Below are 12,129 nucleotides of genomic sequence, written 5' to 3'. Positions count from 1 at the left end.
TTCAGAATTAGTTTGGGGATAAAACAAAGTGAAAGTTTTCTGCAAATTCATTCCCGTATATTCATTAACCTGCGGGATGTTAGTTGACGCAGTAGATCGAAAATGAATATTAATTTGGGAAAAAATATGCGTTGAAGCTAATAAAACCGTAACATAGGACAAACTGAAGGGTCAAGCGCGTCATGATTGTTTACATTGAAAATTTTCACATGAATGACTTGTTTTCAGAAAATGATAAACGTTGCAAACCGTTAAGCCCTTTACATGTAAGCGGTGTACTGAATAAACCGTTTTTTCAGTACAAAAAAATAAAACTTTTTTTATGAAAATGGGATAAACTGACCGTTCAACAGCTTTCGACACTTTTATAATAGAAGAAATGGAACTCGAATTATTGAATTTATTAGCTTTACGCCGGATGAAGTCATATGGGAAAATGAAAGAAAGATTCTGAAAGTATATGGAGTAAGGGAGGAACACAAAGATGCTGCAAAAGGACCGTTTCAATGGCTGCCTCATCGGGCTTGCAGTGGGTGATGCGCTCGGAACTACGGTTGAATTCAGTCCTCCGGGTACGTTCGAACCCGTTACCGATATTGTGGGAGGCGGCGTATTCGGGCTTGAGGCCGGGCAGTGGACAGATGATACATCCATGGCTTTATGTCTGGCAGAAAGTCTGGTACGTAAGGCAGATTTTGATCCTGCGGATCAGATGCGCAGATATACCAATTGGTACAAGGTTGGGTATATGAGCAGCACAGGCGACTGCTTTGACATCGGCGGGGCCACACGAAGTGCCTTGGAGAGGTTTGAATTAACTGGAGAAGCCTACAGCGGATCAGCCGACCCGATGACAGCGGGCAATGGATCTATTATGAGACTTGCGCCTGTCGCGATGGCTTACGCCAATCGTCCGAAGGAGGCGGTTCATTATGCAGGGCTGAGTTCCCGTACAACACATGCTGCAACGGAAAGTGTGGAGGCATGTGAGGTATTGGCTACGATACTTGTTGCTGGCCTGCGCGGAGCGGACAAGAACGTCATGCTGATGCCGGAGACATGCCGACAGTGGAGGGAAGAGCGTACTTTTTCACCCGCAATTGAAGAGGTTGTCATGGGTTCGTATCAGAGCAAAGAACCGCCAGAAATTAAGGGCAGTGGCTACGTGGTTCGTTCACTTGAAGCAGCGTTATGGGCGTTCCATAAATCCTCAAGCTTTGAGGAAGGCGCGTTGCTAGCTGTTAATCTGGGTGATGATGCGGATACCACGGGTGCGGTGTACGGACAAATCGCAGGTGCTTATTACGGGCTAAGCGGCATTCCGGCACACTGGCGGGACAAACTGGCTATGCGTGAAACGTTTGATCAATTAACAGATGCCTTGTGGTTGAAGGCGACAGAAAATCGTTGATTAAGAGACAGGAGAAGAGAACATCTATGAGCACCACAGGACACACAACAGAACCACAGGCTTCACAGTCCGGTAAACGAGGGGCGTTTCCATTATCCCTGTTTTGCCTGACGATTGGCGCATTTGCAATTGGTATGACTGAATTTATTATTATGGGCTTACTGCCCAATGTAGCGACAGACCTGAATGTAAGTATTCCGCAGGCAGGACAACTCATTACGGGATATGCGCTTGGTGTAGCGGTGGGTGCGCCAATATTGACCGTGTTTACACACAAGATTCCGCAGAAAAAACTGCTGGTGCTGCTGATGTGCATTTTCATTATCGGTAACGCCTTGTCTGTCATTGCTCCCACCTACGGGTTATTAATTTCAGCACGGATATTAACAGCATTTGCCCATGGTACGTTCCTCGGTGTAGGTTCAATCATGGCAACGCGGCTCGTTGCACCTGAGAGAAGGGCAGGAGCTGTATCCGTTGTTCTTGCAGGGCTTACGATCGCCAACATCATTGGTGTTCCGTTTGGTACATTTATCGGACAACAGCTCGGATGGCGGTCATCTTTCGGGGCGATTACGATTCTGGGCATCATTTCTTTAATTGGTATCATTCGTTTCATTCCCGTCCTACCTCAAGGCGCACCTGCAAACCTCGGACAGCAGTTCCGGAATCTGGTGCGTCCACAAGTATTATTGATCCTGCTCGTTGGCGCGATGGGGTGTGGAAGTCTCTTCACAGTTTTCACGTACATCACCCCGATGCTTGTAGACATTAGTGGTTTTGCCGAGCAGAATGTGACTTGGATTCTGGTACTGTTCGGCTTCGGCGTTACGTTGGGTAACATGGTTGGTGGACGTCTGGCGGACTGGAAGCTGATGCCTTCCCTGATCGTCAACTTTGGGATCTTGGCTGTATTGCTAGCTGCACTTACGATTACGCTGGACAATCCTTATCTCGCGGTAATTACGATATTCTTCTGGGGTGTTGCGGCCTTTGGTATTATGCCAGGATTGCAGATTCGAATTATGAATATGACCCGTGAAGCGCCGCTTTTGGCGACAACCTCAAGTCACTCCGCATTTAACCTGGGAAATGCCGGCGGTGCCTATCTTGGCGGATATGCAATTACCCATACGGGACTTATATCCGTACCTTTGTATGCAGCAGCTATTGCCGGGTTAGGCTTGCTAGGGTTGTTCATCAGTTTGGCGATGGAGCGCAAACAGCGCTTGCCGGAATTCCCGGATGCTGTGGAGCCAGCTCCGGTGAATTAAAAATTGGAATGTGAGGCCTTTGCTCCTGCATTAACATGTGGGAGTGGAGGTTTTTTTCTAAATATCGATTAGTGGGAGAGGGGTATTATGTTCTACTACAAAGGTGCGTTTCGAGAAACCGATAATTTCATTTATTTCAAAAGCGATGTTCCATTAGTCGAGAATGATGTCGTCCTATTTGGTGAGAAAACATATTTTATTCAAAGTGTCGAGAAAGAATTTCTCCTTCTTCAGAAGGTCGGCTCGATTGTTACCGTGAGTGTATGAAATCTTCAGAAGGTCGGCTCGATTGTTACCGTGAGTGTATGAAATCTTCGCAAGATCATCCTCTTTTTCAAGTGTACGTGCACTTCTGGGCCCCTGCCTACATACAATAGATCGACCCTGTTCCCCCACGTGCTCAGGCCAGATCGTTGTAAAACTGCAGGAGGTGTCATCTGTGCCCGGATTGTTTACCGCAATTGCTCTATTCATTAAAGAGTTAACGTTACTCGTCTCGTATGTCAAAAATAATGCGTTCCCCCAGCCACTGGCTGAGGATGATGAAGCCAAACATTTACGCCTTATGGCTGAAGGCAATGCCCACTCCCGCAATTTGCTCATTGAACACAATCTGCGCCTCGTCGCGCATATCGTCAAGAAGTTCGACAATACGGGCGAAGATCAGGAAGATTTGATTTCCATCGGAACCATCGGTTTGATCAAGGCGATCGAAAGCTTTCAACAAGGCAAAGGAACCAAACTCGCTACGTTTGCAGCAAGATGTATTGAAAACGAGATACTTATGCACCTTCGTTCCCTAAAGAAAACACGTAAAGACGTATCCCTGCATGACCCCATTGGTACGGACAAAGAAGGAAACGAAATTACGCTAATCGATATCCTCGGAACAGAAGCCGACGACGTTGTAGATAAAGTGCAGCTCAAGATTGAAAAAAGCAAAATTTATCGCAATCTCGACATCCTGGATGATCGGGAAAAAGAAGTCGTGATTGGTCGATTCGGCTTGGAAGCAGGCGGGGAAGAACGAACTCAACGCGAAATTGCGAAGGAACTGGGCATCTCACGTTCATATGTATCGCGGATTGAGAAGCGGGCGTTAATGAAGCTGTATCATGAATTTTACAAGCAAAAATAGTTGTTGGTTAAATAGCGCTCGTTAAAAAGATGGTGCTTTCTGAACCTTCCGTATTTGTAGCGAGATGCATTATGATCGAAAATTTGATACACCGCGCTCTCTGAAATTGGTGCAGACAAAGAGGGCAATGAAATTACATTGATTGATATCCTCAGAACAGATTGGAAAAGCAAAAGGAATAGATTAACAGACTAGAGGGCGCCTTAATTGGGAGCCCTTTTTACTGTGAAGATACTTAAAATTGGGTCTAAATAATATTAATTATTTGGGATTATAACCTAAATAAAGGAATTTTCATTTCTGTTGAAGAATATCTTGTACACTGACCAATTTAATATATAAGGAGTACATCATAATGAAGCAGCTTTTTCTGAAAATTCCACTTTGGTATTGGTTCATCTGGATCGTAGGATGTATGATGATCGTGTTCAACTCATTTTATTTGTATTCGAGTGTTATTAATTTGATTGCACTAGTGATGATTAGTGTTGCTAATGCGATTCGAGTTTGGAAAACCGAACGTTCATTAACCATTGCCTTTTTAGTCATTGCCGCTCTAAGCTTGGTTTATATTTTAATATATTTCATTAGGTATGTATGATCAGCATGATATGAGATAACGGGGGGTCGTACATATGTACAAAACCAGAGGGCACCTTGCACAAAGAGGCCTTCTTTGCTGTGCAAAAAAATATATAAATGAGGGATATGTATTCTGAGCAGATTATTATATGATGAGTAATAATATTTTACATCGTAGAGAGCATTTGCGGAAAGAGAGTGGTGGTTTATCATGCAGGAAGAAACGTTAACAAGGGGATTAAAAAACAGGCATGTGCAGCTGATGGCAATTGGAGGGGCGATTGGTACAGGTTTGTTTCTCGGAGCAGGCAAAACGATCCAACTAACAGGGCCATCCATTTTGCTGGCCTACATTATAACGGGTGTTGTATTGTTCCTGATCATGCGTGCATTGGGGGAGCTGCTGCTTAGCAACTTGAAGTATCATTCCTTTGTCGATTTTGTGCGTGATTACCTGGGAAATATGGCTGCATTTATTACAGGGTGGACCTACTGGTTCTGTTGGATTTCCATTGCCATGGCCGATATTACGGCTGTTGGATTGTATACGCAGTTTTGGTTTCCAAATGTACCTCAGTGGATGCCGGGGTTAATTGCATTGGTCATTTTGCTAATCATGAACTTGGCGACAGTCAAGCTGTTTGGTGAGATGGAATTTTGGTTTGCCTTGATTAAAGTCGTGGCCATTCTGGCACTTATTGTTGTAGGTTTATATATGATTTTCAAAGGTTTTACCACGGATCAAGGTCCAGCAAGTTTCACCAATCTGTGGAGTCATGGGGGATGGTTCCCGAATGGATTGCATGGATTCATCATATCGTTCCAGATGGTGGTGTTCGCCTTTGTAGGCATGGAACTGGTGGGGCTGACAGCGGGGGAGACGGAGAACCCGGAGAAGGTTATTCCGAGAGCGATTAACCAGATTCCGATTCGGGTCTTACTCTTCTATGTTGGCGCATTGCTGATTATTATGAGCATCTATCCGTGGAACGCTATAGTGCCTACTGAAAGTCCATTTGTACAGGTGTTTGCCGCTGTGGGTATTGCAGCTGCCGCCGGCATTGTGAATTTCGTGGTACTGACGTCCGCGGCGTCAGCGTGTAACAGTGCCATTTTCAGTACAAGCCGTATGGTGTTCTCCATGGCAAAAGATCACAACGCGCCTGAGTCGTTTGCACGACTGAATAAAAGGAAAGTACCTTCTAACGCGTTATTTTTCTCCACGATTGTTATTTTGATCGCGATTGTGTTGAACTATATCATGCCAGAGGGCGTGTTTACGCTGATCACGAGTGTATCGACGGTATGCTTCATCTTTGTCTGGGGCATCATGGTGATCTGTCATCTCATATATCGTCGTACTCAGCCGGAACTGGCGAGTCGCAGTCGCTTCAAGCTGCCACTATATCCGTTCTCGAACTATTTGATTTTGGCTTTTCTCGCGTTTGTACTGGTGGTATTGGCATTGGCTGAAGACACGCGAGTGGCGTTATTTGTCACGCCGGTGTGGTTTATCCTGGTTGCGGGGATCTATCTTCTCAAAAAGAGAAACCTGAGCGCTAACAGACAGTAGGTCTTACTTTTGTTGCAGAATAAAGCCGCCCAATGATATTGGGCGGTTATTTGTATTTACATTCTTGCTATCTGTCTAACCATTCTAAGATGATATCGACAGCTTCCATATACCGTTGGCCTACCAGTAACCCCGTATGTGTTGTATCCGAGAGTCCGGCATATTCAGCATGCAGCTGCTTGGCAGTTAATTGGCCTCTCTGATCTTCGTCTTCACAGGAAACAGCCTTGATCACCAAGCTGGGGCAATAGATCTGATCGCCATTAATGGATACTCCATCGGCTCCACACAGAACTGAAAAGGTAGCAAATGCCTTGGCAGACTCCGTTTGCAGATATTTCCGCTGAAAAGCAATGTCTTCTGCCGTCTCATCTATACTGGTCAGTTCATCACGGACAGGTGCAGGCATGATGATCCCAGGTGTGATACGATTGCTTTCCGGGTAGGGGATTAACCCATGAACTTCCTTGCTTATACTGGAGTCAATTACAACTAGGCCTGCCAGAGTAGCGGCTTCTGCAATCTTTTGACTGAGAATCCCACCCATGCTAAAGCCAATAAGAACGGGAGGTTCGCTGAACTCGGCTAACACTTCACGAATATCCTCCAAATAATCGTCAAACGTAATCTTTGTCATGTCCATGACCCGACTCTTGTAATGACTTCTCAGGTTCATGACATGACAGGTCCATCCATGCTGGACAAAGTGGGGGATGTATTTGCTCCACATCCAGCTGCCTGTGTATGCACCGTGAACGAACAGGAGTGGTGACTTCTTGATCGTTGTTTCTTCGTCATGAGGCGGGGTTCCTTGGAATATTTCCAAGTGTAAATCATGTTCTCCGATCTTCTTTACCTCATGTTCCGGTAAACAATGAGTGTAGTCCGTCATACCAAAAACCTCCTCTAAACTATTAGTTTGATATCAAACTATTTCTCCAAAAAAAATTAGAAGTTGCCATGAATTTTCATTAAAATTCGCAGCAGTTCTTTTTTCTCCGCTTCCGTAACGTCCGCATAGAACACGTCCAGCATGCGCTGCGATATCTCTTCAAAGACCGGCTTTAATTCTTCGCCTTTTGCAGTCAAAGCCACATGAACAACTCGTGAATCTGTTGCATCACGCTCCTTAAGGACGTATCCTGTCCGCACCAATTTGTCCACAAGTGCAGTCACCGTAGATTTATCCTTGCCAATTTTTTTAGCAATCTCTGCCATGGTCAGCCTGTGATTGTTGTACAGAGCATAGATAATATCCCCATGGGAAGTAGCGAGATCCTGGATTCCCTGCTCAGCCATCTCGGCCAGGATGAAGCGGTTGACCTTCTCTTTAATTTTGGATATGAGTGAAATAGCATCTCTTGTTTTCATATGTGTAATATAGTTTGTTATCAAACTAATGTCAAGCTTTGATCCATAATTTATTGCATGCGCAGTATAGCAAAGGAGCAGTGAGAATTTCTTCTCCTGCTCCTTTGCTTTTATTTCATGTTAATACTCACTGTAATATGACATTACAAGCCAACATCCGGCGATTACTTAATCGGATTAGCTTTCATTTCTTGTCCCATCTTCTCAACGCCATCCAGAATTTGATATCCATAACCCCAGAACTGACTGAAATCTGTGACATAGATTTGTTTGTTCTTGATCGCGTTCATGCTTTGCAGGGCAGGATTGGCATACAGGTTCTCAATTAGCTTATCGATATCCGGTGAACCGGCATAAGCGGACAAGAGCAGGTAGTCTGGGTTCGCTGTAATCAGCTGTTCCACACTAACTTCACCTTGCACTCCATCAAACGTATTTATCAGCTTCAACAGGCCGAGTGCATCAAGTTGAAACGTATCGTTTTGCATGCTGCTTACGGTAATCGTGTCTTCCGTAGCGGGTACGATATAGGCAAAACTGTGCTCAGGCTGATCAGCTACACTTGCTTTGATCGCTTCAGCACGTGCTTTCAGGCTTTCCGTGAATGTTGCGGCATTTTCCTGAACATCGAAGATCTGCCCAAGTTGCGCAATATCACTATACAGGCTATCTAGTGTGCCTTTGTGATTGGTTGTTTGCAGGAATGTACGGATATTCATGTCATTCAATCCATCCACGGTACCCACGCCCCAGTCTGCATCTGCGAACAGGTCGCCTCGTCCGAGTACCAGATCCGGGCTTGCGCCTACAACCAGCTCTTTACCGACATAATCCTTGGACAATACCGGGATTTTGGCGAAATCATCCGCCACATCCGGTGTAACGGAACCGTATAGAGCAGCAACGCCGACCATTTTATCAGTCAGACCCAACTTGATGAGCATCTCAGCCGCAGATTGGGTATTCGCGACAACACGTTCAGGCGCTTTATCGAATACTTGCGCTTTCGGTTTCCACTCGCCGCCCTCACCGGAGATCGTGAAATTCTCAATGGTGAGCGGGTACGTCGTTTTATTGGTATTCTCAGCAGGAGCTGAAGTTTCTGTCGCGTTAGTTGTTGAAGTTGTTTCTTCGGCAGGGGAAGTAGTTGAAGCATTCGAACAGGCTGCAAGCAGCAGTAACAGGAGACTTAGAGCAGCGAAGCCAATGGTTCTGGATGTGAATTTCATTAAACGATGAACCCCTTTTCTATATGTTTTAAATTGACAAAGATAATCATTCTCAATTATAATCCGAGAAAATACTTTGTAAATAGCTAATTTTAATTTGTTCTACATTTTACGCGAATTGATGGGGGAAGAGATGGCACAGACGGTTCAGGTTCAGACACAGCGCAAGGGAAAAAGAGAGTCTTTGATTCATAGTAAATCCGGGTTTGCTTTACTGATTGCAGTGTTAATCATTATTACGCTTATTTCTGTAGGGATTGCGGTTTCCATTGGACAGGTTCGTATTCCGCTGGCGGAGTCATATCGTATTCTTTTATACAAACTAACGGGATTTCAGTGGGGGGCAACACCTATTGAAGCGGGCTCCTTTACAGATATCATTTGGCAGATTCGTTTTCCACGTGTGCTGATGGCGATGTTTATCGGTGCAGGTTTGGCCTTGTGCGGTGCTGTTATGCAGGCTGCTGTACAGAATCCGCTAGCTGATCCTTACATACTGGGTATATCCTCAGGCGCTTCACTTGGAGCAACTTTTGCGATTCTTATTGGATTCGGTGCGATTGGCTGGCTGGGTCAGACGGGGGTGGCTTTCTGGGCATTTGCCGGAGCGATGGGGGCTTCTCTGCTGGTGCTAACCCTCGCGGGAATTCGAGGTAAAATGACGTCAGTCAAGCTGGTGCTTGCCGGAATGGTGATTAACGCGTTGTGCAGCGCCTTCTCCAATTTTATTATTTATTTTGCCAACAATGCCGAAGGCATCAAAACAGTGACGTTCTGGACCATGGGCAGCCTGGCGGCTTCTGGATGGAACAAGCTTCCGCTGGTCGGTATCGTTGTGCTGGTAGCGATTCTGTTTTTCCTGTTGCAGTCCAGAGTTCTCAATACGATGTTATTGGGGGATGAAGCAGCGGTTACGCTAGGCATTAATCTGAGTGTATATCGCAGACTTTACATGTTGTTAACGGCTTTGGTGACAGGCGTGATGGTGGCAAGCTGTGGCATGATTGGTTTTGTCGGACTGATCATTCCGCATATTGTGAGAGGTATGGTGGGTTCTGACCATCGTAAAGTGATGCCTGTATCCGTACTGTTTGGAGCCATTTTCCTCATCTGGACGGACGTGATCGCACGATCCCTCATATCCAGTGTGGAGTTGCCGATCGGTATTATTACGGCGATGATTGGTGCGCCGATGTTTATGTATATGCTGGTCAAAAAAGGCTACGGTTTTGGAGGAAATTAAACATGAAACTGAACGTAGAAAATGTATCCATCTCTGTGCTGAACACGGACATCATCAAGGACATTTCATTACAAGTGAACGGCAAGCAGTTCGTCGGACTCATCGGACCGAATGGTTGTGGCAAGTCAACGCTGCTCAAGAGCATCTATAAAGTGATCAAACCGCAGCAAGGCAAGGTTTTTCTGGATCATACAGATATCCTCAAATCCAGCCCAAAGCTTGTTTCCAGGCATATGGGCGTTGTTGGCCAGTTTAATGAGTTGAGTTTTGATTTTACGGTGCGCGAGATGGTCATGATGGGCCGTACCCCACACAAAAAAATGCTGGAGACGGACAATGAACGGGATCACGAAATCGTGGAGCAGGCTCTGGAAAAAGTACATCTGACTGGACATGCAGACCGCAATTACGTGTCTCTGTCCGGTGGAGAGAAACAGCGTGTGGTCTTGGCACGTGTGCTGGCACAGCAACCTGAATTCCTGATCCTGGACGAGCCGACGAACCATCTGGACATCAAATACCAGCTACAAATTCTAAATATTGTCCGTGGACTCGGCATTGGCATATTGGCAGCGCTCCATGATCTCGAACTAGCAGCAGAATATTGCGATTATCTCTATGTGGTGAAAAAGGGGCAGATTGTGGTCCATGGCAAACCGGCTGATATTCTGACTCGCGAGATGATTGGTGAGGTATTCGATGTAGACTGTGAAATCTATGAGAACCCGGTTACGGGTGGCTTGGGTATTGCTTACCTAAGCACACGTTGATTACGACTATATCTTGGGTTGGATGACGTGGAGTAATCTTGTAAATAATCAATTGAAGTGAAAATAGACCGTACCTGTTGGAGCGATGTTGTTGCGTGCTCGCAGGGCCGGTCTATTGTTTTTTTGGAGAGGTTAGATAGCATCTATTGAAGCTTCGGGTCGACGGGCTGAGCATGAGCACCTTTGCTGACTTCTTGGAAAATATCTGTGGAGTTATCGCTAGGCGTTGAAGATTTGCTGCTGTTGTGTTGTTGCGGCTGATCTCCCGTTGCTGGACTGTTACCTGTAATCGTATAGTTTCGTAGTATCTCTTCCAGATCTCCAATCGTCACGGGACGAGCATGTCGTTTCAGCACGTAACCAAGTTGACCATTGGGCTCTACGGTTGCCGTCTCCAGATCGTCTACACTTGTAATTCCGTTCTGTCGCATATGCATTTCAAGTTGATCCATCGTATATCGCATACGTTTCAGATTCGGAATAATGACTTCCCCGTCCTCTACCACCATTTTGGAATTACCACTCATCAGACGTTCAAAAACATTAAATTTCAATTGCAATTGTTCCACCACAAGCAATGTCAGAATGAATACTGATGCCGATCCAATCGCTTTGCCAAGCTCATGATTCGCGATGGGCTGTACAATCGTTGTTCCGATGGAGATCATGATGACTGTTGTGGCGACACTCATCTGCGAGATTGACTTGCGTCCTGCAATCCGCAGCAGAATCATGCCGATGAGTACAAGTAAAACGGATTTCCATATCCAGTCCATTGGTGTTGTTCCTTTCTAGATCCACATATTCTCTGTGATTAGGCTGTTCTGGAGTTGGAGGAATTATGCAATTGAAAGGAAGAAAGGGGAGTAAGTGAAATAGTCCCATAATAAAGGGACTATTATCCTACATCCTAAAATAAGGAAATTACCGATGTTATTTAAGTAGTCCTTTCTTATAACAAAAGAGGAGTGATATTACGTACGATGTATACGAACATAATACAAGAAATGCTTTCTAAAGGAGATATGGAAGGTGCTATCCAACAAGTAGCATGTATTGGTGAGAAAAGGGATACATCTCAATTAACCTTTCTGATTGAAATTTTAAAATCTACAGAAAACAATGTATTACGAAATGAAATTGCCATCGCTTTATCTGATATTGGAGATAATCGAGCAGTCGAGCCATTATTGGAAGTCATAACAGACCCCAAGTCTTTGGGCAGCAGAGGCACATTGTTATACGCTCTTGAACACCTGGATTACATACTACATATAGAGAACATCATCCCATTTATCGGGGATTCCAGTCTGGAAGTGAGTGCACAGTCATTCATGTTATTGGAGCAAGCGATGGATAGGCTATCGGATTCACAAATACTTAGGTATCAACACATCATTGAGTTACAAATGCAAAACAATCAAAGCAAGCTTTTGGAAGTAGCTTTAGAGATGTTGAGGACATGGGGTGATCCTCCAAACATAGGAGAGTTTTCATAACCTTCTTTCTTTAAAAGAACAAACCACTGCTTTCATTCC

General features: G+C 45.0%; 12 protein-coding genes. 8 read left to right on the top strand and 4 right to left on the bottom strand.

What is annotated here, in order from left to right; translation table 11 throughout:
* Positions 1-484: 484 nt before the first annotated feature.
* From PAHA3_RS16235 to PAHA3_RS16210, 5 genes are all read left to right on the top strand, one after another.
* Complete coding sequence (locus tag PAHA3_RS16235) at positions 485-1,411, top strand: ADP-ribosylglycohydrolase family protein (RefSeq protein WP_062835620.1); 927 nt, start codon at positions 485-487, stop codon at positions 1,409-1,411.
* Positions 1,412-1,437: 26 nt separating this feature from the next.
* A complete protein-coding gene (locus tag PAHA3_RS16230) occupies positions 1,438-2,685 on the top strand; it encodes an MFS transporter (RefSeq protein WP_062835619.1) in 1,248 nt (415 codons plus the stop codon).
* An 87-nt stretch (positions 2,686-2,772) separates the two neighbouring features.
* The gene (locus PAHA3_RS16225; RefSeq protein WP_062835618.1) at positions 2,773-2,952 is read left to right on the top strand and encodes a hypothetical protein; all 180 of its coding nucleotides are present in this window, start codon (positions 2,773-2,775) and stop codon (positions 2,950-2,952) included.
* A gap of 172 nt (positions 2,953-3,124) precedes the next feature.
* Positions 3,125-3,823, top strand: a complete 699-nt coding sequence (gene sigK, locus PAHA3_RS16220) for an RNA polymerase sporulation sigma factor SigK (protein ID WP_062329827.1) — start codon at positions 3,125-3,127, stop codon at positions 3,821-3,823.
* Between the two features lie 793 nt (positions 3,824-4,616).
* Entirely contained in the window at positions 4,617-5,978 is a 1,362-nt protein-coding gene (locus PAHA3_RS16210) for an amino acid permease (RefSeq protein ID WP_062835616.1), read from the top strand.
* Positions 5,979-6,045: 67 nt separating this feature from the next.
* Here the strand turns inward: PAHA3_RS16210 and PAHA3_RS16205 are convergent, their stop codons facing one another.
* The 3 genes from PAHA3_RS16205 to PAHA3_RS16195 all read right to left on the bottom strand — a co-directional run bounded on the left by PAHA3_RS16205 (position 6,046) and on the right by PAHA3_RS16195 (position 8,578).
* The gene (locus PAHA3_RS16205) at positions 6,046-6,870 is read right to left on the bottom strand and encodes an alpha/beta hydrolase (protein ID WP_062835615.1); all 825 of its coding nucleotides are present in this window, start codon (positions 6,868-6,870) and stop codon (positions 6,046-6,048) included.
* A 56-nt stretch (positions 6,871-6,926) separates the two neighbouring features.
* Positions 6,927-7,349 (bottom strand): MarR family winged helix-turn-helix transcriptional regulator, encoded by a 423-nt coding sequence (locus tag PAHA3_RS16200; protein WP_062836138.1) that lies wholly within the window; start codon positions 7,347-7,349, stop codon positions 6,927-6,929.
* 164 nt (positions 7,350-7,513) lie between these two features.
* Positions 7,514-8,578 carry an ABC transporter substrate-binding protein gene (locus tag PAHA3_RS16195; protein WP_062835614.1) on the bottom strand — a complete coding sequence of 355 codons (1,065 nt, stop codon included), beginning with the start codon at positions 8,576-8,578 and terminating at the stop codon, positions 7,514-7,516.
* A gap of 133 nt (positions 8,579-8,711) precedes the next feature.
* On the opposite strand from PAHA3_RS16195, the gene PAHA3_RS16190 reads away from it, so the two are divergent.
* Both PAHA3_RS16190 and PAHA3_RS16185 read left to right on the top strand, forming a co-directional pair.
* A complete protein-coding gene (locus tag PAHA3_RS16190) occupies positions 8,712-9,821 on the top strand; it encodes a FecCD family ABC transporter permease (RefSeq protein WP_062835613.1) in 1,110 nt (369 codons plus the stop codon).
* A 2-nt stretch (positions 9,822-9,823) separates the two neighbouring features.
* Complete coding sequence (locus PAHA3_RS16185; RefSeq protein ID WP_062835612.1) at positions 9,824-10,591, top strand: ABC transporter ATP-binding protein; 768 nt, start codon at positions 9,824-9,826, stop codon at positions 10,589-10,591.
* Positions 10,592-10,734: 143 nt separating this feature from the next.
* On the opposite strand, the gene PAHA3_RS16180 is transcribed toward PAHA3_RS16185, so the two are convergent.
* Positions 10,735-11,367 carry a DUF421 domain-containing protein gene (locus PAHA3_RS16180; protein WP_062835611.1) on the bottom strand — a complete coding sequence of 211 codons (633 nt, stop codon included), beginning with the start codon at positions 11,365-11,367 and terminating at the stop codon, positions 10,735-10,737.
* A 207-nt stretch (positions 11,368-11,574) separates the two neighbouring features.
* On the opposite strand from PAHA3_RS16180, the gene PAHA3_RS16175 reads away from it, so the two are divergent.
* Positions 11,575-12,090, top strand: coding sequence for a HEAT repeat domain-containing protein (locus PAHA3_RS16175; protein WP_062835610.1), 516 nt, complete (start codon positions 11,575-11,577; stop codon positions 12,088-12,090).
* Positions 12,091-12,129: the final 39 nt, after the last annotated feature.

This window comes from Paenibacillus amylolyticus, from assembly GCF_001570725.1.
Classification (GTDB): Bacteria; Bacillota; Bacilli; order Paenibacillales; family Paenibacillaceae; genus Paenibacillus; species Paenibacillus amylolyticus_A.
Note: the sequence above shows the minus strand (reverse complement) of the source record. Positions and strands in the feature narration are given on the sequence as shown.

Bases quoted from the DNA above. Each gene is read 5' to 3' on its own strand.
- PAHA3_RS16235 (WP_062835620.1), top strand. From the start codon at position 485: ATGCTGCAAAAGGACCGTTTCAATGGCTGCCTCATCGGGCTTGCAGTG.
- PAHA3_RS16230 (WP_062835619.1), top strand. From the start codon at position 1,438: ATGAGCACCACAGGACACACAACAGAACCACAGGCTTCACAGTCCGGT.
- PAHA3_RS16225 (WP_062835618.1), top strand. From the start codon at position 2,773: ATGTTCTACTACAAAGGTGCGTTTCGAGAAACCGATAATTTCATTTAT.
- PAHA3_RS16210 (WP_062835616.1), top strand. From the start codon at position 4,617: ATGCAGGAAGAAACGTTAACAAGGGGATTAAAAAACAGGCATGTGCAG.
- PAHA3_RS16205 (WP_062835615.1), bottom strand. From the start codon at position 6,870: ATGACGGACTACACTCATTGTTTACCGGAACATGAGGTAAAGAAGATC.
- PAHA3_RS16200 (WP_062836138.1), bottom strand. From the start codon at position 7,349: ATGAAAACAAGAGATGCTATTTCACTCATATCCAAAATTAAAGAGAAG.
- PAHA3_RS16195 (WP_062835614.1), bottom strand. From the start codon at position 8,578: ATGAAATTCACATCCAGAACCATTGGCTTCGCTGCTCTAAGTCTCCTG.
- PAHA3_RS16190 (WP_062835613.1), top strand. From the start codon at position 8,712: ATGGCACAGACGGTTCAGGTTCAGACACAGCGCAAGGGAAAAAGAGAG.
- PAHA3_RS16185 (WP_062835612.1), top strand. From the start codon at position 9,824: ATGAAACTGAACGTAGAAAATGTATCCATCTCTGTGCTGAACACGGAC.
- PAHA3_RS16180 (WP_062835611.1), bottom strand. From the start codon at position 11,367: ATGGACTGGATATGGAAATCCGTTTTACTTGTACTCATCGGCATGATT.
- PAHA3_RS16175 (WP_062835610.1), top strand. From the start codon at position 11,575: ATGTATACGAACATAATACAAGAAATGCTTTCTAAAGGAGATATGGAA.